Here is a 19,672-nt window from a genome sequence, read left to right as displayed (position 1 = left end):
AAATCCAATGCGGTCGAGCCTGGCAAATACCTATGGGCAGGACAGGCTACCGCGCTACACCAGCTACCCCACGGCTCCGCATTTTTCTGCGTCGGTCGGCGAGGCTGATTACCGGGCATGGCTCAGGTCGGTTCCAGCTCGGCGGCCGGCCTCGATCTACCTGCATGTGCCGTTTTGCCGGTCGATGTGCTGGTACTGCGGGTGCCACACCTCGATCACCAGGCTCGACGAACCGATAGCCATTTACGCCGCCGGTCTTCGCACCGAAGCGCACCTCGTTGCGGAAACGGTCGGTGTGCGATTGCCCGTCTCCCATATCCATTTCGGTGGCGGCACCCCGACGATCATGACGCCCGAGACCTTTGCCGATCTCGTCAGCGCGTTGCGCTACTCGTTCTTCGTGCAGGCGGACGCCGAGATCGCCGTCGAGATCGATCCCCGCACCCTGACCGAGCCGATGGCGGAAGCATTGGGCTTCAGCGGCGTCAACCGCGCGAGCCTTGGCGTCCAGAGCTTCGATCCTGCCGTGCAGCACGCCATCAATCGGTCACAGAGCCTTGAGCAGACCGCGGAAGCGGTCGAGCGGCTGCGCGGCGCCGGCGTCGGCCGCATCAACTTCGACCTGCTCTACGGCCTCCCCGCTCAGACTGTCGCTTCCTGCCTAGATACCGTCGAAACATGCGTCGCGCTGCGGCCCGACCGGCTTTCCGTCTTCGGATACGCCCATATTCCCTCCTTCAAGAAGCACCAGCGCATGATCGACGAAGCGTCGCTGCCGGATAGCCTCGAACGGCATCGTCAGTCCGAGGCAATCGCGGAAGCGCTGACCGATGCCGGATACATCCGCATCGGCCTCGACCATTTCGCGCTCCCCGGCGACAATCTGGCCATCGCAAAGCGCGAGGGCCGGCTGCGGCGTAACTTCCAGGGTTATACGGACGATTCTGCCGAGACCCTGATAGGCCTCGGCGCCAGCGCAATCGGCCGCATGCCGCAGGGCTTCGTGCAGAACGCAGTTGCGACACGCGACTACCTTGCACGCATCGCCGAGGACCGGCTTGCCACTGTCAGGGGCTACATGCTGACGGCGGAGGATCGCTTCCGTGCCGACATCATCGAGCGCATCATGTGCGACATGGCCGTCGACCTGCCGCAAATATGCCGCCGGCACCGCTGGGACCCGAGTTCGGCCGTCGTAGATCGGTACCGGCTCGACAGCCTGATCGCGGACGGCGCCGTGACGATGCGGGGCGACCGCCTCCTGATCAACGATGACGCGGAATTCCTGGTCCGCAACGTCGCTTCGGCATTCGACGCTCACTTAGGTCGCGCCACGGCTAGGCATAGCCGAGCGGTCTAAGTTGCGACCGTGGCGGGCGGCTCGCCCCTTTAGAGCAGCTTCGGATGTTGCCTGCTGCGCTTGCTGATCCAGGTCACGCATGTCGCAAGCAGAACGAGCAACGCGATCCCTGCAGCGCTTACCGCGAACTGTGCCGTGATGCTGTTGGACACCTCGGTGAGATAAACGCCTGCCAGCAGCGACAGCACGACGGCTGCACAATAAATCTCCAGCGAACGCTCGCCACAGCGAATTGCGCCCTTCAGGTCGCCCCTGGCAAATGCCCGCCAATTCGGCGGCACGAACCTCGCTACGACGATGGCGATCGCCAGGAAATGCAGGAGCCGCAGCGGATCGAGATCCGTCTTGTCGATCGGATAGATCAGGCGCGCAATGTAGCTCGGAATCGCGGCTGCCAGTGGCTCGATCTCCCAGCTCAATGTGATCACGAGACTAACACCGAGGTACGCTATCGCAGTTACGACGACAGGCTGCGAGACGATGCCGCGCCCGAATATTCGGTAGCCCTGCGTCACCCACCACGCCCCAATGACGACCAAGAACTGCCAGGCAAGCGGGTTGAAGTACCACTGATTGACCGGCCACTCCGGCAAGTTCCAGCCGTACAATTGGACCAGTGCATAGATGACCGCGGAGATCAGCAGGGAAATGTTGGGAAACTTCAATACTCCCCAGAGAACAGGCGCAAACGACAGATGAAACAGCACGAAGGTCGGCAGGGCATCGGTATTCACGGGGCGATACATCAGGATGGCGGCATGGGCCAGCGCCGCACCTGGCTTCTGCAGCAGGATCTTCACGTTGGCTTGGTCCGCCAGTTGATCGCTACCCGAGCCATACACGACCACGGCAAGCGCTAGGGTCAGGATGAGGAAGGCCGCATAGATCTCCCAGCTTCGCAGCAACGTATGCGCGAAGACTGAGGCCCATCCGTCGCGACGGCGGACACCGCTATAGCTCAGTGCACAGGTCACGCCGGACACGAACATGAAGACCTCTGTGGCATCGCTGAAGCCGTAATGGCGCAGGGTCAACCAACTGAAGACATTGTTGGGAATATGATCGAGGAAGATGCACCAGAGAGCAAGACCTCGGCACAGATCCAGCCGGAGATCGCGGTCCAGAGACACGCTGTCGTCCTTCCCCGGATGAACCGTCAGGGGCGCGAAGTTTCGGTGAACATTCCCGCCATTCAGGCGGCCGACCGAACAATCAGAAAGCATGGACCGTCACCAACTATCGTCGGCTTGGCAAACTCGCTTGCCTGCCCAGTTGGATATCAGCGCAACTGCACGACCGTCCGGTTGATAAGGATCAACACGCATTGTTCCTTCCAGGAGTTAGCTGGGTTTTGTCAGCTCATGTCGGAGGATCTACGCCGTGCACGTACGGGAGATCATGTCACGGAACGTCATCTCAATCGATACCGGTGCATCGGTGATCGATGCCATCAGGACGATGCTGTCGCATCACATCAGTGGCCTTCCTGTCATCGATCGGGATGGAGCGCTCGTCGGGATCCTGTCGGACGGAGATTTCATCCGGCGCGTGGAAGTCGGAACGGAGAAGCGCCGCGGCCGTTGGCTTGCGATGCTCGCGGGCACGAACCAGGTCGCGCTCGACTTCGCCCGCCAACACGGCCGCAAGGTCAGTCAGATCATGTCGCCCAAGCCGATCACCGTCGAGGAGGACACACCGCTCGAGCAGGTCGTCCAACTCATGGAATCGCACGGCGTCACGCGATTTCCGGTCATGCGCGATAACAAGCTGGTCGGCATGGTCACGCGCACAGACTTCATGACCGCCATCGCAAAGCTTCGCCTCGAATGGTCTTCCGCTTCCGGCAGTGACGATCAGATCCGTGCGTCGGTCGTCGCGGCACTTGCGCATGCGCCTTGGCGACCCGCTGCGCTGAACGTCAGCGTGAATGACGGGATCGTCAGCCTGCGCGGCAGCGTCCAGAGTGACAATGCGCACAAGGCCGCGATCGTTGCTGTGGAAAACGTCGCCGGCGTGAAGCGCGTTGAAGATCAACTTGTAAAGATTACTTACCCGCCGCCGGAGGACGACTATGGCGGCGGCGACTTCGTCTCGCTGGAGGAAGAACCCTCGACAGAAGACGATCAGCCCTTGTAGGGGCGCGCTTATGGCGCCTGGTGTCGCCAGAACGAGCGTCAGCCCAATTTTCAGGCGGGATAGATCGCTTCCCGGTGAATTTCCTTGCCCGATTCGTCGATGACCACAACGTGACGATCGACATCGCCAGAGGGATTCTCGCGACGAATCTTGCTAGCCATTTGCTTGCTGTGCGTGATCGCGGCGGCGGCGCTCGCGAATTCAAGTCCGATCCGATCACGGACCGGGACACCATCCTTCGTGTCGAAGTAGTAGGTTCTCATCAAACCGCCCCCGCCCAAAGAAGCTGCCAGCTTGCCACAGCCGGCAGCTTCAGTGGGCTGCTGAGCGCAGTTGGGGAATCTGCGCAACCGAAGTAAAGCGGACTGCTGCGGCATTGAACTTGACCTGCATCAATCCGGCTTGCGATTTTCTGTCGCGCTCTGAGACGCCATCGATCTCGTTCGATTGCTGATGCAGGCGGGAGCGCCGGAGACCCCTGAAGCCGCCGACGCTCGATGGCCGCCTATTGGCGTGCCCATCGTCGTGACCCGGACCTTATTCCGCGGATGGTCTCCTCCTTCCATCGGCGGTGCCGGCTCATGCCAACCGGCCGCGGCGCTGTCCGGTCCCGGCTCGGCCTCGCGATTCCAACGTCTAATCAATTGGTTATCGACAAAAGGATTTTACCCTAACCGCGAGCGGGCTTGAGCCACATCAACGGCGGATCCATTCGGCCGCACTACAATTTGCCAATTCTTTCCAGCATCGCGAGATCCTCATGCCGCTCAAGCCGTCTGCGTATGGCCCAGCCGTTGAAGCGTTCTGGCGGGAGCCAACCAATTCGCTCTTGCGCAGTCTCGACACCGAACGGTGCGGTCTACGCCAACAGGAGGCCGAAAAGCGGCTCGCCCGGATCGGCCCGAACCTCGCAGAGCCATCAGGCACGCGATCGATCCTGCAGAAGATCGTACATCGTCTGGTCAACCCGCTGATTGCCATCCTGATCGTGGCGGCGGCCGTGTCGGGGTTCAGCGGCGACCTCGCGAGCTTTGTAATCATTACGATAGTGGTGGGCCTGTCGCTGACGCTGGACATCCTGCAGGAACATCGCGCGGAAGTCGCTGCCGATGCCTTGCGGCGCTCGGTTGCGATCCAGGCCGATGTCATTCGCGATGGTGCAACTGTGGCGCTGCCGATCAGCAAACTCGTCCCCGGAGACGTCGTGGAGTTGCGGGCCGGCGACCTCGTGCCGGCCGACGGGGTCGCGCTTATGGCCCGCGATTTCCAGCTGAACGAGGCCCTCATGACGGGTGAACCGTTTCCAGCCACGAAGACGACCGAGCCGTGCGCGACCAGTCTGCCCGCCGAAGCGAGCAATGCCCTGTTCGCCGGCACCAGCGTTGTCGGCGGCAACGGGGTCATGCTCGTTGTCGAGACTGGCCGCCGTACGCGCTTCGGCATGATCAGCGCCGAGCTGCTGGCGAACGATCCCCCAAGCGCCCTTGAGCAAGGTGTCCAGAAGCTTGGCTTGCTCATCCTCAAGCTGACGCTTTTCTTGACGCTGTTCGTGTTGCTCGCCCACCTCGTGGCACATCGTCCGGCTATGGAATCATTCCTGTTTGCTGTCGCGCTGGCCGTCGGCCTGACACCCGAGCTTTTGCCGATGGTGATGACGGTGACATTGGCACGCGGAGCGCAGCGGATGGCGAAGCGACAGGTGATCGTCAAGAGGCTGTCCGCGATCCACGATCTCGGTGCTATGGACACGCTATGTGTAGACAAGACCGGCACGCTGACAGAAGCCAAGATCACGCTCGCGGCCCATTTCGATCCAGCGGGACGCCCCAGCGATCGGGTGCTTGAGCTGGCTCGGTTGAACAGTGCTTTCCAGACCGGCATCCACAGCCCGCTGGATGAGGCGCTACTTGCCGCAGACAACCCGCCGGGCAGCAGCGCCTGGACCCGGCTCGCCGAGATCCCGTTTGACTTCGAGCGGCGCTGCCTCTCGGTCCTTGCGGCGCGGGACAACGACCGATTCCTGATCGTCAAGGGCGCGCCGGAAGCGATCATGGACCGCGCGGTTGCAGTCGAGGTCGACGGGCTGGCCCGGCCGCTGGATGACAGCCACCGCGCCCAGCTCGTTCGCCTGCAGGGCGATCATGCCCGGCAGGGCTTTCGGCTGCTCGGCGTTGCCATCCGAACCATGGCGCCGGATCAGACCAATGTTACGACCGAGGACGAAGCTGTCCTGACGCTGGTCGGCTTCTGCGCCTTCGCGGACCCTCCCAAGCGCGATGCGGCCGACTCGGTCAGGGAGCTGCGGGCACGCGGCGTCGGCATCAAGGTCCTCTCCGGAGATCACGCTGCAGTGGTTGCGCATGTCGCGGATGCCGTCGGCCTACCTTCGGGTCGCATCTTGACCGGTGGCGAGATTGCCGATTTGAGCGATCAGGCGCTCGCCGCGCAAATCGGGGATGTCGACCTGTTCGCCAGGATCGATCCCGAACAGAAACGACGGATCATCCGAGCCCTGCGTCAGCGCGGTCACGTCGTCGGCTTCATGGGCGACGGCGTCAACGACGCTCCGGCGATTCACGCTGCCCATGTCGGAATTTCCGTCGCCGGCGCGACCGAAGTGGCACGAGCGGCAGCGGATATGATCCTGCTGGCCCCGGACCTCTCGGTGCTGGGCGCGGGCGTGATCGAGGGACGACGAACCTTCGCCAACATTCTGAAGTACATCCGGATGGGAACCAGCTCGAATTTCGGCAACATGCTATCGATGGCGCTGGCATCCATAGCCCTGCCGTTCCTGCCGCTGTTGCCGCTGCAGATCCTCCTGAACAACCTGCTCTACGATCTCTCAGAGATCGGCATTCCATTCGACGAGATCGATGAGGAGGATGCTGAGAGACCCCAATCATGGAATATGGCGGATATCCTGCGGTTCACGTTCGTCATGGGCTCGATTTCATCCCTGTTCGACGTCGCGACTTTCACCCTTCTCCTGAAGGTCTTCCACACCGACGCGGCCGCGTTCCAGACCGGCTGGTTCCTGGAATCGATCGCTACGCAAATCCTCGTGATCTTCCTGATCCGCTCGCGGCGGCCGCCATGGCGCGCCAGCCACCCGCATCGCATCCTGGCGTTGGGCTCGCTTGGCGCGCTTGCTTCAGGCATTTTCCTGGCGCTGGGACCGGCCGGTTCCTTGTTCGGTTTCGCGAACCTGCCGCCTGTGCTCCTGGGAACGATAACTTTGATAACGATCGGCTACCTCGGCATGGCCGAGGCTGGAAAGCATCTTGCGCTCCCAGCAGCACAGGTGAGTCAAGTCGCGCTGAGACGACAACATCCCGTCAGCGATGCCGCACTGAATGGATGACCCACAGACGCTACCCGTTAGTGGGACCGCGGGACCAGAGTTGATCCGCATCAAGGCCTTTCTTCCACCGAATGCGATCGTTGTGCTGCAACGATGCATGGCATTGACCACAATGGATCAATCACGGCAACGGAACGGGCAGAAACTTGACGACGCGAGCAATGCTCGCGCCATCGCTACCTCAGTGGCGACGCCAACAGTCGACCAACCGGTCCGACGCCGGCATGTTCGGAGCGGTCCGACCGTCTCATGGTACGGCCGGCTGCTGATCGTTGGCGCATTGCTGGTTGCCGCCGGTTGGGAGATCTTCCGGCTGCTTCTGACCATCATCACTCTCGACTGAAGGTTCGTTGCGCGGATTTCGAGTTCAGCAGGACACGGAGGGCGCGTCCTGCACCAGCTCTGCTGAACCATACGCGTCGGAGTTCGATTTTCGGAAGTACACCGAGCCCTCTCCCGGAACGCTCACGCAATGATGCTTCCGGGCAAGTCGCGCGACCTCGGCGGCAGCGACCTCATTGATCCCAAACAACCGCTCATAGTCGTGATCGGAGATTCTCAAAACGGCGCCGTCGTCGAGACGATCGAGTCGCGCTCGCAACTCGGCAAGAGTGAGGCTTTCATTCATTACCGTTACGAGATCCTAGACCGAGCTGGACTTGTGCCGAGTGTTGATTCCCAGCAACGTGTAGAGCGGGCAGTACGAGAAGAACGCTGTCGCAATCAGAACGAATCCGAGAGTCCCGGCGACCAGCCATCCCGATCCAAGCGAGCCGTCCTTCAAGGTATATGCGATCAGAGCCAGGCCGATGATGATCCGGGCGTACTGATCAATGAGTCCGACGTTGCGTGTCATGGCAATCTGCCTCCTTCGATGCAACTCCATTTTGAACGCACTCCGGCTCCCGGCCCTTGATCGTGATCAATTCACGCGGCGCAGATCGCCAACCAGCACCATTGGCACTTCGCCGCGATTGTCGATTTGTCGGAGCTCAGACGGCAGAGCTGCTCCGACACGCATCGAGCGGCACTCAACGGCCATGGCGACCGCGAGACCAACATCCTCAGATGCCACCGTCACCGCGCCCTGGAACGGCTGGTCTAATGCGACATCAGCAGGCAGATTGGGGCCTGCTGCAGCAAGCCCCGCGTCATGCCGCCGAACATCCATTCACCGAGCCGGCTATGTCCATAGCCTCCGGTGACGATGAGGTCGGCGCCTTCGCTCTTTGCCAGTCTGACAAGGTACCCTGCGTCCGGCTCGGACGTGTGGACGCGAACGTCGAACTGGCAATTGACGCTGTGCCGTTCGAGATAGCTCGCGACATCGCGCAAGCGGCGGGTCGCCGCGTCCTGCTCGTCCGACGTGCAGATTTCGGCGACGGTCACTTTGGAAGCCCGGGTCAGGAAGGGCAACGCGTCCCGGATCGCCAGACGCGCCTCGCGGGTGTCCTTCCACCCGACGACGATGCGATCGGCGGACAAGCCGGTTACGCCTTCCGGCACCGACAGCGTGGGACGACCCATCCGCAGGATGGCCTCGGCCGAATCGAGGTAATGGAAATTGTCGGACTGGGCCTTCCGGCGCTTGAAGACAACCAGATCTGCCGCCCTCGCCTGCTCCGCGAGAAACGCGGTGGGGGATTCCAGAGCCCACCGCCATTCCAATTTGTGACGCTCTCGACCCGTGATCTTCCCGAACCATTCGCCCTTCGCCGCGAGATCGGCCCGCATCCGCTTGATATCATCTTCGGTGGTCTGCTCGATGATCACTCCTTCGGCAACAAAGGGCGGATCGATGGCGGAAGCTGAGACGCCGATCATCGATGCGTGAAACTTGTCCGCAATCCCTTCGGCGACGCGAATCTGCCCCTCGTCCTGCTGCTGAGGGTCGACATAAACCATGACATTGGCCAAAAACATGTGTCTGCTCCACCAACCTGAAATGATCTTCAATTATCGCGCATGGCGGCTCTGCCAACGTTGAGCCAGGTCAAGCTTGCCTCGGTCCCCTCAGCTCGTCGCCCGCTGTCGCCTAGTCTAGATCTCCCTTCTGAATTTGAGAGGACGTATGTCGGCGCCGCGTAAGGTTGATCCGGATCAATCCATCGCCGGCTCGGAAACCACCGCGCGCTCCTGAAACTGATCGTAAGCGCCCAGCGCGTCAGCGGCGTACATCAGGGATGGTCCACCGCCCATGTAGACCGCCAATCCGAGCGTCTCCTCGAGCTCCTTGCGGCTGACCCCCAGTTTGACCAGGGCCTCGGCGTGGAAGCCGATGCAGCCGTCGCAGTGCGCGGCAACGCCCAGCGCGAGCGCGATCAATTCCTTGGTCCGGGCATCGAGCGCGCCGTTTCTGGTGGCCGCCTGCGCCATGGCCGAGAACGCTCGCATGGTTTCAGGAATGCCCTTGCGCAACTGGCCCAGATTGTTGGAGATGTGCTTGCAGATGTCGGCATAGTCCTTTTGCATGCGACCCTCGGTCTTCGCTATTGAAACGGTCCAGGAAAGGGCGGCTCCGCCGATGGGGATGCAACGGCGAACGCCGCCCTTCGTCCAACGCAGCCGACAACACGATCTGGCCTCTGTGAAGGACGTGCGTGTTCGGCCTGCAAGGACCGACACTTTATAGCGCGGCGATCGCGCGTGACATTTGCGCCAGATCAAACCGCGCCCCGTTTGCCGCTTGCGTCAAATCAACGCGTCCCATGCATCAGCAACTAAGCTGAACCGTCACGTTCCAGAACGATGGGAGATATTCGGATGTATGCGCACCAGATTATGGCCCGTAAGGTGCTTTCGACCACGCCGGACAGCGCCATCCTCGACGCGGCAAACATCATGCTTCAGCACCGTGTCAGCGGGCTGCCGGTAGTCGATCCCGACGGGACGCTCGTCGGCATCATTACCGAAGGCGATTTCCTTCATCGCAGCGAGATCGGCACCGGACGGAAGCGCAATTGGTTGATGACCTTCATTCTCGGACCAGGAAAGTGGGCCGAGGACTACGTATTGGAGCATGGACGCAAAGTCTCTGAGATCATGACACGCGAGCCGGTCACCGTGGCCGAGGATGCGCCGTTGACGACGGTCGTCGGATTGATGGAGAAGAACAACGTCAAGCGACTGCCGGTGGTTCGCGACGGCAAGCTTGTCGGCATCATCACCCGCAGCAACCTGCTCCGAACGGTGGCGAGCCTGGCACGCAACGTACCTGCTCCGACCGAGAATGACGACCAGATCCGGCGGCGCATTCTGGACGAGATCGAACGGAATGCCTGGTGTCCGCTTGGACTCAGCGTCATCGTTCAGGACGGCATCGCCCACTTGAGCGGCGTGATTACCGAAAGCAGATTTCGCAACGCCGCGATCGTCGCGGCCGAAAACGTTCCCGGCGTCCGCGAGGTGCATGATCATCTCTGCTGGGGCGATAGCTTCTCGGGCTTCTACCTGAAATCTCCGGACGATCAGGAGCTGGAGAAACAGGTTCACTGAACGACCAAGCGAGGGATATTCGAGCGGCTTCGTGAACGTTGATGGCGCGGACAAATCTCCAAATCGCTCGTCGCTTTGTTGATCCAGAACAACAACACTCCACTGCGATGCGCTCAACTTCAAACTGCCGCACATTCGGAGTTTCCGCAATGGCCAGTGAAACAGCAAAGGCTATTTTGATGATTTTGTTGTTCGGGTCGCTCCTGATCACGATCCACCTGTCGGAAAGCATCGCGACGAAGCGACTAAGAGCATTGGCGCTGCAGGGGCTACGACGCACTCACTCGCGGTAGGATGATATTCCAGCACACGAAATCCCAGATCCAACCGCGGACGACTACCATATCCGTGACCCTATCCTCCGACAGATCGATGGTGACCGTCCGCAACGGCGTTGTCCATCTGCATGGCATCGCCTCCAGCGACCATGCGCGTGAGGCAACCATCGTGGCCGCGGAGAACACCGCCGGCGTCAACAAGGTGTGCGATCACCCCTGCTTCGTGGATACCTATACCGGCCTCTACGTCGAATCTCCCAGGGACGTGAAGGCTGCGAGCTGAAGTACCAGCAGCTCAGAATGATTGTTTGGCCCGCATCGTCCGGCTCGCCTCGCGGGCCATCTAGAGATCAAACACGTCGCCCAGGCGCGGCAGCTCGACCCGCTGTCCCTCCAAGTGCACAGCGAGCGCCTGCATTGCGGGCTCTTCGCCATGGACCAGGAACGTTGCCTCGCATCCCTCGATCGCGCGTCGCCATGCCAGCAGCTCCTGCTGGTCCGCGTGCGCGGAAAATCCGTTGATCGTGTAAATCTTGCTGCGAACCGCAATGTCTTCGCCGAACAGCCGCACGGACTTGGCCCCATCGATGATCTGCCGCGCAATCGTTCCCGCGGCGGCATATCCGACGAATACAATCGCCGATTCCTTGCGCCAGATATTGTGCCTGAGGTGATGGCGAATTCTGCCGCCCGTACACATCCCAGATCCGGCCATGATGACGGCGCCGCCAGTTATCCTGTTGATGGCGACCGAATCGGCGCTCTCACGGACCAGATGCAGGTTTGCCGGACGCAGTGGATCCCGCCCTTCGCGAAACATGGAGACAGCCTCGGAGCTGAGACATTCGAAATGCCGCTTGAATATCTCGGTCGCCGAGATCGCCATCGGTGAGTCCAGGAAGATTTGCATGGCCGGCGGCAGCCTGCTCCGCTCTATCCCCTGACGCAGGACATAGAGGATTTCCTGGGCGCGCTCGAGCGCGAAGGTCGGGATGATGACGTTGCCGCCGCGGGCCAGCGTGCCGCTGATCGCGCCGTAAAGCTCCTCGATGGAGTCTTTCAGCGACCGATGGCGCCTGTCTCCATACGTCGATTCCATGACAACAATGTCAGCGCGAGAGGGAGGGCTCGGCAGCCGCAGCAGCGGGCGACCGCCGTTGCCGAGATCGCCCGAGAATAGGACCGAGCGCGTGCGGCCGTGCTCGGTGGCCTCGATCAGGATGCTCGCAGAGCCCAGGATATGGCCAGCGTCGATGAAAGTCGCTCGGAGTCCTTCTGCGAGTTGCAGCGGTTGCTCATATTCAGCTGTCTTTCCAAACCGGTCGAAGCAATCGAGCGCATCCACAACGTTGTAGAGCGGCGACGGCGCTTCTTCTTTCCCCTGCCTGCGCCCTTGGCGGGCTCTCCGCTGCGCGTCTTCTTCCTGCAAATGCGCGGCATCGACAAGCACGAGGCGGGCCAGCTCACGACTGGCCGCAGTCGTGATCAGTTCACCTCTGAATCCTCGCTTCACGAGCAATGGAATCCTGCCGCAGTGATCCAGGTGGGCATGGGTCAGCAGAACATAGTCGATGGTTGCAGGATCGAACCCGAAGGCTGCGATGTTCTCTTCCACCAGGTCGCGGCTTCCCTGGAAAAGACCGCAATCGATCAGAATGCGTCGGTTCAGGCATTCGACCGAGTGACAAGACCCGGTCACTGCGCGATCGGCGCCATGAAAGGATAACTTCACGATTCGACCTCTTGACCGATCGGCCTGCCCCGTGAGGCGTCATCTCCGATCGGCAGAAGCGGCCGGCCGGCCGTCTCGTACCACCGCAGAATGCCTTGCCAGGCTTCCTCGGCGGACTCTGAAAACCAAAACAGGTCCCTGTCTTCCGGATCGATGACGCCCTCGTCGACCAAGAAATCCGGATCAAACGCACCACGCCAGTACGACTCGCCGACCAGCACGACCGGCACCGGCGCGATCTTTTGGGTTTGCGCCAACGACAGCACTTCGAACAGCTCGTCCATCGTGCCAAAGCCGCCCGGGAATGCCACCAGCGCGCGGGCGCGCATCAGGAGATGCAATTTACGCATCGCAAAATAGTGGAACCTGAAGCAGAGCTCGGGCGTGACATATGGGTTAGGGGCCTGCTCCTTCGACAGGGTGATGTTCAGTCCGATCGATTGGGCCCCGACATCGTGCGCGCCCCTGTTGGCTGCTTCCATGATGCCCGGCCCGCCGCCGGTCATGATCATGAGGCGGCCACCGATGGTTTTTTCGCTTGCGGCACCGACGATCCGTCCGAACTCGCGTGCGATTCTGTAGTACTTGGTCTTCGCCGCAAGGCTCCGTGCCGTCTTGAGACGGCGCTGCAAGCCGCCATCGTCGGGATTCAACGCGAGCGCATCGGCTATCGAGGCGACGGCCCGGCGCGCCGCCTGCGGCTCGCAAATGCGAGTACTGCCAAAGACAACGATCGTATGAGCGATCTGATGCTCCCGGAGCAGGGTCTCCGTCTTGAGGAAATCAAGTTGGAGGCGAATGCCGCGTGTGGCTTCGCTCTGCAGGAAACCTTCGTCCTGATCCGCCTCCTGATAGCTTGGCGATTGCAGGATGCTGCGCAGGGCACCAGGCGCGCGGCCGTCCTCTTCCGCGCCCTTGGGCTGCCCACCGGGGAGTACCACAACCCTGTCGACACGGTGAGCCGGCTTCGGGCTCGGACGAGTCGATGGCAGATCGTCAGTCATGCGCCGGCCTGCCGTCCGCCTCGGAGGATGTGAGCGCCGCGTCGTGCTTCAGGGCCTCACGAACGTCGTCATCCTCCAACGCATCCAGAAGCCAGCGGTGATCGGCCGGCTTCGCGCTACCAATATCTGCTTCAAAATTCACCGGTTGCTCGACGGTCGGCAACTTCATTCGGTCAGTCATGGCGAACCTCGTCAGCACTCGATGGCATTGCCTAGCATCCGCAATCGGCTGCACGGGCGCCTTGAGCAAGGTCAATTCAGCGATTTCTTTGATGGTAAGCCGCCAAACCGAGCCTACTTTCTCGCCGCTATCACGCTCGACCGGAAGCGCGTCCGGATCAATCGCACGCTCCACAATTGCCTGCCGGGGTCTTCCGCGTCAGCTACCCTCGGATCGCGTGAGTATCCGCTCAAGCGCGGTGATCAGCTGCACACGTCCAACGATGCCGACGACACGCGTATCCCGGAGCACCATGACTTGCGATATCTGATGCTTGTCCATTTCGACCACGATCTCGTCCACAGTCGCGCATTCGTCGACGCAAACGGGCTTGCGGCTCATCACAGCGTCGACGCTCAGGGCCCGGGTCCGCTCGCGCACCAGCCGTCCCTCCTCTCTGCTCAACAGCCATTCGAGCCAAAATCCCTCTGGCCAATGCACGCCGAGTTCGCGACGGTGAAGGAAGTCTCCTTCAGAGATAACACCGATCAGCGCCCCTGAGCCATCGAGCACAGGCAAGCCGCGCTGGCCAGTTTCCAGCAATAGACGAACGGCATCGAGCAATGGCGCACCGGGTTTGATCGTCGCGAAAGACGTGAGCATGACATCCAAAGCCAACATGGCAAACTCCCAGAGCTTCGTGTACGCGATGATCTGCCAGCATCGATCAAAAAGTGGACGGCCAGGCTGATCTGGATCAATAAGCCGCGCAGCTTATCTAACCGCTGGTTTTCGCCGCACGATCATTCGGCGAGCTGTCAGCTCATGTGGGAATCGCCGCCGAGGATGGGGCCGCTGCCCTGATTGCCCACCTCGAATGCTACCTGCGGAAGCTCGCGGCCGTTGCGCCCTCTGTCGACTGCATTCATGTCAGCTCGGAATCGAGAGAGGCGGCATGACGCGGACAATTTGACCCAGATCAAGCCATCAGACCAACATCTAGGGCAACCCCGCCTCGGGAGCGCACGGATGCTTTGGCTTGCCTGGCAAGGATGGCGCGATGCGCCACGCCTATCGTGTGGGCGACGCAAGCGCCTCAACAATGTGCCTTTCAATTTCCCCGACGGGAAGCCTTGTCAGATCCTTGGGAATCTCCGCAATGATGTGACGCTTGACATCGGTAGCGAGCGTCGCCCGAAGCTGTGCCAGCGTTCGCGGCGGAGCGGCTATGACAAACGCCGTCGTTCTTCTCCGAACAATCTCCTCCGCAGCCCGCGCAATCCGCCTCGTGAACCGATACTCCTCGAGTTCGTGCCAGTCCGTCGGTTCGACGGCTCCCCGCTGACCGGAGACGATCCCTTTTATGAAGTGTCCTGGACGGTCCGTGCCTTGTAGGTGCGTTGGCGGATTCTGATCTTCGAACACCGCCTCCGCCTTCAGGTTGGGGAACTGATAGTCGCCTTCGTTGCGGAGCAACAGCGCCTTGCGCCCGTCTCCGACAAGCACGAGCGCGTTCTTTGGAATTCCTGCCATCCAAACATCCTCCGCTTCAACAAATCCTGTCTAATGCCCGGAAGCTTTAGATCAATTGATCGGAGTCAAATCACGCATGCGCGCGATCCCACAGAATGAGGTATCTTTCCGCCCACAGAGAGCACGATCATGCAAGCACGCGACGTCATGGTGTCACCCGTCATCACGGAGAACTCCAACGCAACGGTGCGGCAGGTTGCTTCCCTGCTGCTCCAGCACCGCATCAGCGCCGTTCCTGTTGTGGGCAAGGATGGCGAACTCGTCGGAATCGTCACGGAAAGCGACTTAATGCATCGGACTGAAGCCGGCACCGAGCGCCCGTATTCGTGGTGGCTCCGGCTTCTGGTCGGAGACGCGCAAATGGCGTCCGACTACGTCAAGTCCCATGCCGTCAAGATCGCCGACATCATGACCCGCAAGGTCGTGACCGCGGCGCCCGACACGCCTCTGCATGAAATTGCGATGCTGCTCGAGAAACATGGCATCAACCGTGTCCCCATCGTCGATGAGGCCGGCCACCTCCTCGGCATCGTCAGCCGGGCCAACCTGCTCCAGGCCGTCGCGAGCGCCCGGCCGAAGCTGGAGATGTCACCCGCCGATTCCGTCATCAGGAAGAGATTACTCGGCGAGCTTCACGGGCAACCGTGGGCACACACCTTCAATCTGACCGCGACTGTACAGAACGGCATCGTCGACCTGTGGGGATATGCGCCATCCGCCGCCGAGCGCGCAGCGATCCGGATTGCCGCGGAGGCAATTCCCGGTGTCGTTGCTGTGAACGATCACCTGATGGAAACGCCGATCATGGCCTACTGATCCGGGTGCCAGGGGCGCAAGAGTTTGCACATCCCGGATTTCCCCTGCTTGCACCTGCCCAGGCCAGAGCAGGAGCATCCACGCGATGACGGTGATGAATGACGACAGGCGGTCGGACCACTTCCGCGTCAACTTGCGGCAGGGTCTTTTCGGGTTCATCTCGCGCCCGCCCCGCCTATTCGGCTGCGGCGATCGGCAGCACGCCAGGCCGCTCCGCCGCGATGATAGCCTTCCACAATGCAGCGATACTGCTCTGGGTGGTTGGCAGAATCGAGCAATGCCCTGCGGCATCAAAATCACAGAACCGCGCGGCAGCATCATCACACATCTCGGCGAAAGCTTGATTGATGAGGCCGAGGTTCGCTGCCTGAGCTTCCGTGCAGGCAACCAGGCGAGGCGACGATGCTCCAGGTGCCGGCCGCGGACCGCCCATTTATTGCGGCGGATTGCGTTGCCGGGACGGTCCCGTGCGCTTTCGAGGCGTGCTACTTTTGCTGAATTCGGTTCAGATAATCGATAATCGCAAGGATTCGTGTTCGCACCACGACCTCCCGCAAATCCCGGGAAGGATCGAGCGCGTCATAGGCCGGATCGACAATGTGAGGCAAGCTCTTGACGGGGTTGAATCGTTCCCCCCAAATCGGCATTTCATGCGTGCCGTGCGCGGAAATTGTTCTCCGCCCGTCTATGGCTTCGTAAACGGCGGTAATAGGAAAGACCCCGTTGTTGTTCTTGGCCAAGGCCGTCAAATCGGCAGGCGGCACCTTCAGCTGCCCAGCAACAGGTCCTTTGCCCTTTCCATCCACGCCATGGCAGCTTGCGCACGAAGCTTGAAATTCTGCCTTGCCAACATCGGCGTCTTCAGCGTAAGCGGCCGCGGCGAAACCAGCGGTCAGACCGGCAATCATGAAAGACTTCAGACCATAGATAATCATATCATGCCCCAGTTTTTCGGATAAGCGCATTTAGCAGTATCGGGTTGCCCTTAGCTCGACGCGAGTCAATGCGCCGCGCCCTCCCAGTCTAACGGCGCGGTGCCGGTCGGGCCAGACTAAACAGAAACAGACTCGCCCCCTCTACCCCGACGCTGAGCCGGAAGCGGCAAGGTCGCTTCGCTATGGTGGAGGCGTCGGGTTTGAGCTCGGACCTTGGCTAAACACTAACTTTCGCCCTCTCACGCATCGAGCGCTTCCAAGAGCGAGCTTGCTACCTTGTCGATCGATTGCAGACCATTGATGCTCTTCAGAAGTCCTTGCTCACGGTAATAGTCGGCAAGCGGTCTGGTTTGTCCGCGATACTCGGCCAGGCGCACTCTCAGCGCAGCTTCGGTATCATCCGCGCGTGCGTGGCCGTTGGATCTTGCTTCGTTCGCACGGTTGAGGATGCGGCTCAGCAGAGCGGCTTCGTCGACGTCCAATTCCAGCACGCGGTCAATGCGAAGATGGGCTGCTCGCAGAATCTCGTCGAGCGCTGCCGCCTGAGCAATGGTCCGCGGAAAGCCGTCCAAGATAAACCCGGATTTCGCATCAGGCTGCGATATGCGCTCGGCAACGATGGCCACGACGAGATCATCGGGAACAAGTTCGCCGCGCTCCATGGTCGCCTTTACCTTTGTCCCGATTGGCGTTCCTTCGGATACGGCCGCTCGCAACATATCGCCGGTCGACAGTTGAGGAATGTCCAGGCGCTTGGCAAGACGGGCCGCCTGAGTCCCTTTGGGGCGTGCCGTTGGTGCGATACGGTCGCTTTCTTACGCCGGCGCGCCCTTCTTGTTCTGGCGGTTCTGCACGAGGTCGTCGACCACGGCCGGATCGGCCAGGGTCGAGGTGTCGCCGAGGCTCGACGGCTCGTCCTCGGCGATCTTGCGCAGGATGCGGCGCATGATCTTGCCGGAGCGCGTCTTCGGCAGGCCGGGCGCGAACTGGATCAGGTCCGGCGAGGCGATCGGGCCGATGTCCTTGCGGACCCAGGCGACCAACTCCTTGCGCAGCGCTTCGGTCGGCTCGGTGCCCTTCATCAGCGTGACATAGGCGTAGATGCCCTGGCCCTTGATGTCGTGCGGGTAGCCGACCACGGCGGCTTCCGACACCGCCTCGTGCGCGACCAGCGAGCTCTCGACCTCGGCGGTGCCCATGCGGTGGCCGGAGACGTTGATGACGTCGTCGACGCGGCCGGTGATCCAGTAGTAGCCGTCGGCGTCGCGGCGGCAGCCGTCGCCGGTGAAATACTTGTTCTTGTAGGTCGAGAAATAGGTCTGCTCGAACCGCGCATGATCGCCATAGACCGTGCGCATCTGGCCCGGCCATGACCTGGTCAGGCAGAGATTGCCCGAGGTCTCGCCGTCCAGCGTCTTGCCGTCGGCATCGACGATCTCCGGCACCACGCCGAAGAACGGCCGTGTCGCCGAACCGGGCTTCAGCTTGGTCGCGCCGGGCAGCGGCGTGATCAGGATGCCGCCGGTCTCGGTCTGCCACCAGGTGTCGACGATCGGGCAGCGGTCGTCGCCGACCACGCGGTAGTACCACTCCCAGGCTTCCGGATTGATCGGCTCGCCGACCGAGCCGAGCAGGCGCAGCGATTTGCGCGAGGTTTTCTTCACCGGTTCGTCGCCGCCCTGCATCAGCGCGCGGATCGCGGTCGGCGCGGTGTAGAAGATGTTGACCTTGTGCTTGTCGACCACGTTCCAGAAGCGGGAGTTGTCCGGATAGTTCGGCACGCCCTCGAACATCAGCGTGGTCGCGCCGTTACAGAGCGGCCCGTAGAGAATGTAGCTGTGGCCGGTGACCCAGCCGACGTCGGCGGTGCACCAGTAGATGTCGCCGTCGTGATAATCGAACACGTATTGATGCGTCATCGACGCAAACACGAGATAGCCGGCCGAGGTGTGCAGCACGCCCTTCGGCGTGCCGGTCGAGCCCGAGGTGTAGAGGATGAACAGCGGGTCTTCCGCGTGCATGTGCTCGACCGGGCATTCGGATGTCACCATCTCGGCGGCCTCGTGATACCAGAGGTCGCGGGTCGGGTTCATGTCGATCTTGCCGCCGGTGCGCTTCACCACCACGACCCAATCGACGCCGCCGGAATCCTTAGAGTCGATCTTGGCGATGGCGGCATCGACATTGGCCTTCAGCGGCACCTTCCTGCCGCCGCGCAGGCCCTCGTCGGCGGTGATCACCACCTTCGAGTCGCAATCCTCGATGCGTTGCGCGAGGCTGTCCGGCGAGAAACCGCCGAACACCACCGAATGAATCGCGCCGATCCGCGCGCAGGCCAGCATGGCGTAGGCCGCTTCCGGAATCATCGGCAGATAGATCGTGACGCGGTCGCCCCTCTTGACGTTCCGCGTGCGCAGGATGTTGGCCATCTTGCAGACTTCGTCGTGCAGCTGGCGGTAGGTGATGTGCCTGGATTCGGAGGGATCGTCGCCCTCCCAGATGATCGCGGTCTGGTCGCCGCGCTTGTCGAGATGGCGGTCGATGCAGTTCCAGGCGACGTTCAGCACGCCATCCTCGAACCATTTGATCGAGATGTTGCCGGGTGCGAAGGAGACGTTCTCGACCTTGGTGTAGGGCTTGATCCAGTCGATCCGCTTGCCGTGCTCGCCCCAGAAGCCGTTGGGGTCCTTGACCGAGTGCGCGTACATCTCGCGATATTTGGCGTCATCGATATAGGCGCGCTTGGCCCAGTCGGCCGACACGTCATAGATCACTTCCGGCGAACCAGCATTCGCGAACTTTGCATCCATAAGCCACTTCCTCCGAGATCGTTATCTTTGCGACGCAAACCATTCACAC

At 61.4% G+C, this 19,672-nt stretch carries 21 protein-coding genes; 7 read left to right on the top strand and 14 right to left on the bottom strand.

Annotation, left to right across the window (positions count from 1 at the left end; genetic code table 11):
- Positions 1-7 precede the first annotated feature (7 nt).
- The gene (gene hemN, locus JEY66_RS07405; protein ID WP_026191790.1) at positions 8-1,360 is read left to right on the top strand and encodes an oxygen-independent coproporphyrinogen III oxidase; all 1,353 of its coding nucleotides are present in this window, start codon (positions 8-10) and stop codon (positions 1,358-1,360) included.
- Positions 1,361-1,389: 29 nt separating this feature from the next.
- Here hemN and JEY66_RS07400 read toward each other — a convergent pair whose 3' ends face one another.
- Entirely contained in the window at positions 1,390-2,583 is a 1,194-nt protein-coding gene (locus tag JEY66_RS07400) for an OpgC domain-containing protein (protein WP_018268706.1), read from the bottom strand.
- Between the two features lie 175 nt (positions 2,584-2,758).
- Between JEY66_RS07400 and JEY66_RS07395 the strand changes: the two genes are divergently transcribed.
- Positions 2,759-3,496, top strand: coding sequence for a CBS domain-containing protein (locus JEY66_RS07395; RefSeq protein WP_018268707.1), 738 nt, complete (start codon positions 2,759-2,761; stop codon positions 3,494-3,496).
- A gap of 50 nt (positions 3,497-3,546) precedes the next feature.
- On the opposite strand, the gene JEY66_RS07390 is transcribed toward JEY66_RS07395, so the two are convergent.
- Positions 3,547-3,759 (bottom strand): DUF6894 family protein, encoded by a 213-nt coding sequence (locus JEY66_RS07390; protein ID WP_018268708.1) that lies wholly within the window; start codon positions 3,757-3,759, stop codon positions 3,547-3,549.
- Between the two features lie 497 nt (positions 3,760-4,256).
- Between JEY66_RS07390 and mgtA the strand changes: the two genes are divergently transcribed.
- Entirely contained in the window at positions 4,257-6,860 is a 2,604-nt protein-coding gene (gene mgtA, locus JEY66_RS07385) for a magnesium-translocating P-type ATPase (protein WP_018268709.1), read from the top strand.
- Positions 6,861-6,900: 40 nt separating this feature from the next.
- Positions 6,901-7,203 (top strand): hypothetical protein, encoded by a 303-nt coding sequence (locus JEY66_RS07380; protein WP_125459367.1) that lies wholly within the window; start codon positions 6,901-6,903, stop codon positions 7,201-7,203.
- A 24-nt stretch (positions 7,204-7,227) separates the two neighbouring features.
- On the opposite strand, the gene JEY66_RS07375 is transcribed toward JEY66_RS07380, so the two are convergent.
- From JEY66_RS07375 to JEY66_RS07360, 4 genes are all read right to left on the bottom strand, one after another.
- On the bottom strand, positions 7,228-7,488 hold the full coding sequence (locus JEY66_RS07375; RefSeq protein ID WP_016847823.1) for a hypothetical protein: 261 nt from the start codon (positions 7,486-7,488) through the stop codon (positions 7,228-7,230).
- Positions 7,489-7,503: 15 nt separating this feature from the next.
- Positions 7,504-7,716 carry a YgaP family membrane protein gene (locus JEY66_RS07370; RefSeq protein WP_016847824.1) on the bottom strand — a complete coding sequence of 71 codons (213 nt, stop codon included), beginning with the start codon at positions 7,714-7,716 and terminating at the stop codon, positions 7,504-7,506.
- 245 nt (positions 7,717-7,961) lie between these two features.
- Entirely contained in the window at positions 7,962-8,783 is an 822-nt protein-coding gene (locus JEY66_RS07365) for a universal stress protein (protein WP_018268712.1), read from the bottom strand.
- A 177-nt stretch (positions 8,784-8,960) separates the two neighbouring features.
- On the bottom strand, positions 8,961-9,332 hold the full coding sequence (locus JEY66_RS07360; RefSeq protein ID WP_018268713.1) for a carboxymuconolactone decarboxylase family protein: 372 nt from the start codon (positions 9,330-9,332) through the stop codon (positions 8,961-8,963).
- Between the two features lie 291 nt (positions 9,333-9,623).
- On the opposite strand from JEY66_RS07360, the gene JEY66_RS07355 reads away from it, so the two are divergent.
- A complete protein-coding gene (locus JEY66_RS07355) occupies positions 9,624-10,355 on the top strand; it encodes a CBS domain-containing protein (protein ID WP_016847214.1) in 732 nt (243 codons plus the stop codon).
- Between the two features lie 372 nt (positions 10,356-10,727).
- Entirely contained in the window at positions 10,728-10,916 is a 189-nt protein-coding gene (locus tag JEY66_RS07350) for a BON domain-containing protein (protein WP_016847216.1), read from the top strand.
- Between the two features lie 60 nt (positions 10,917-10,976).
- Here JEY66_RS07350 and JEY66_RS07345 read toward each other — a convergent pair whose 3' ends face one another.
- From JEY66_RS07345 to JEY66_RS07325, 5 genes are all read right to left on the bottom strand, one after another.
- Positions 10,977-12,365: an MBL fold metallo-hydrolase RNA specificity domain-containing protein gene (locus JEY66_RS07345; protein WP_018268714.1), complete on the bottom strand. Its 1,389-nt coding sequence runs from the start codon at positions 12,363-12,365 to the stop codon at positions 10,977-10,979.
- Positions 12,362-13,369: an LOG family protein gene (locus JEY66_RS07340; RefSeq protein WP_050999339.1), complete on the bottom strand. Its 1,008-nt coding sequence runs from the start codon at positions 13,367-13,369 to the stop codon at positions 12,362-12,364. Before JEY66_RS07340 ends, JEY66_RS07345 begins: the two co-directional genes overlap by 4 nt.
- The gene (locus JEY66_RS07335; protein WP_018268716.1) at positions 13,362-13,724 is read right to left on the bottom strand and encodes a hypothetical protein; all 363 of its coding nucleotides are present in this window, start codon (positions 13,722-13,724) and stop codon (positions 13,362-13,364) included. Before JEY66_RS07335 ends, JEY66_RS07340 begins: the two co-directional genes overlap by 8 nt.
- Before the next feature lie 24 nt (positions 13,725-13,748).
- Positions 13,749-14,210 (bottom strand): CBS domain-containing protein, encoded by a 462-nt coding sequence (locus tag JEY66_RS07330; RefSeq protein ID WP_018268691.1) that lies wholly within the window; start codon positions 14,208-14,210, stop codon positions 13,749-13,751.
- A 390-nt stretch (positions 14,211-14,600) separates the two neighbouring features.
- Positions 14,601-15,062 carry a host attachment protein gene (locus tag JEY66_RS07325; protein WP_018268817.1) on the bottom strand — a complete coding sequence of 154 codons (462 nt, stop codon included), beginning with the start codon at positions 15,060-15,062 and terminating at the stop codon, positions 14,601-14,603.
- A 129-nt stretch (positions 15,063-15,191) separates the two neighbouring features.
- On the opposite strand from JEY66_RS07325, the gene JEY66_RS07320 reads away from it, so the two are divergent.
- Positions 15,192-15,878: a CBS domain-containing protein gene (locus JEY66_RS07320; protein ID WP_026191791.1), complete on the top strand. Its 687-nt coding sequence runs from the start codon at positions 15,192-15,194 to the stop codon at positions 15,876-15,878.
- 485 nt (positions 15,879-16,363) lie between these two features.
- On the opposite strand, the gene JEY66_RS07315 is transcribed toward JEY66_RS07320, so the two are convergent.
- The 3 genes from JEY66_RS07315 to acs all read right to left on the bottom strand — a co-directional run bounded on the left by JEY66_RS07315 (position 16,364) and on the right by acs (position 19,623).
- Complete coding sequence (locus tag JEY66_RS07315) at positions 16,364-16,813, bottom strand: c-type cytochrome (RefSeq protein ID WP_018268719.1); 450 nt, start codon at positions 16,811-16,813, stop codon at positions 16,364-16,366.
- Positions 16,814-17,052: 239 nt separating this feature from the next.
- Positions 17,053-17,616 carry an adenylate kinase gene (locus JEY66_RS07310; RefSeq protein ID WP_026191792.1) on the bottom strand — a complete coding sequence of 188 codons (564 nt, stop codon included), beginning with the start codon at positions 17,614-17,616 and terminating at the stop codon, positions 17,053-17,055.
- 12 nt (positions 17,617-17,628) lie between these two features.
- Entirely contained in the window at positions 17,629-19,623 is a 1,995-nt protein-coding gene (gene acs / locus JEY66_RS07305) for an acetate--CoA ligase (RefSeq protein ID WP_209910372.1), read from the bottom strand.
- Positions 19,624-19,672: the final 49 nt, after the last annotated feature.

Origin of the sequence: Bradyrhizobium elkanii USDA 76 (assembly GCF_023278185.1) — a bacterium.
GTDB classification, from domain to species: Bacteria; Pseudomonadota; Alphaproteobacteria; order Rhizobiales; family Xanthobacteraceae; genus Bradyrhizobium; species Bradyrhizobium elkanii.
The sequence above is the reverse complement of the archived record's forward strand: the minus strand, read 5'-3'. Positions and strand labels throughout refer to the sequence as shown.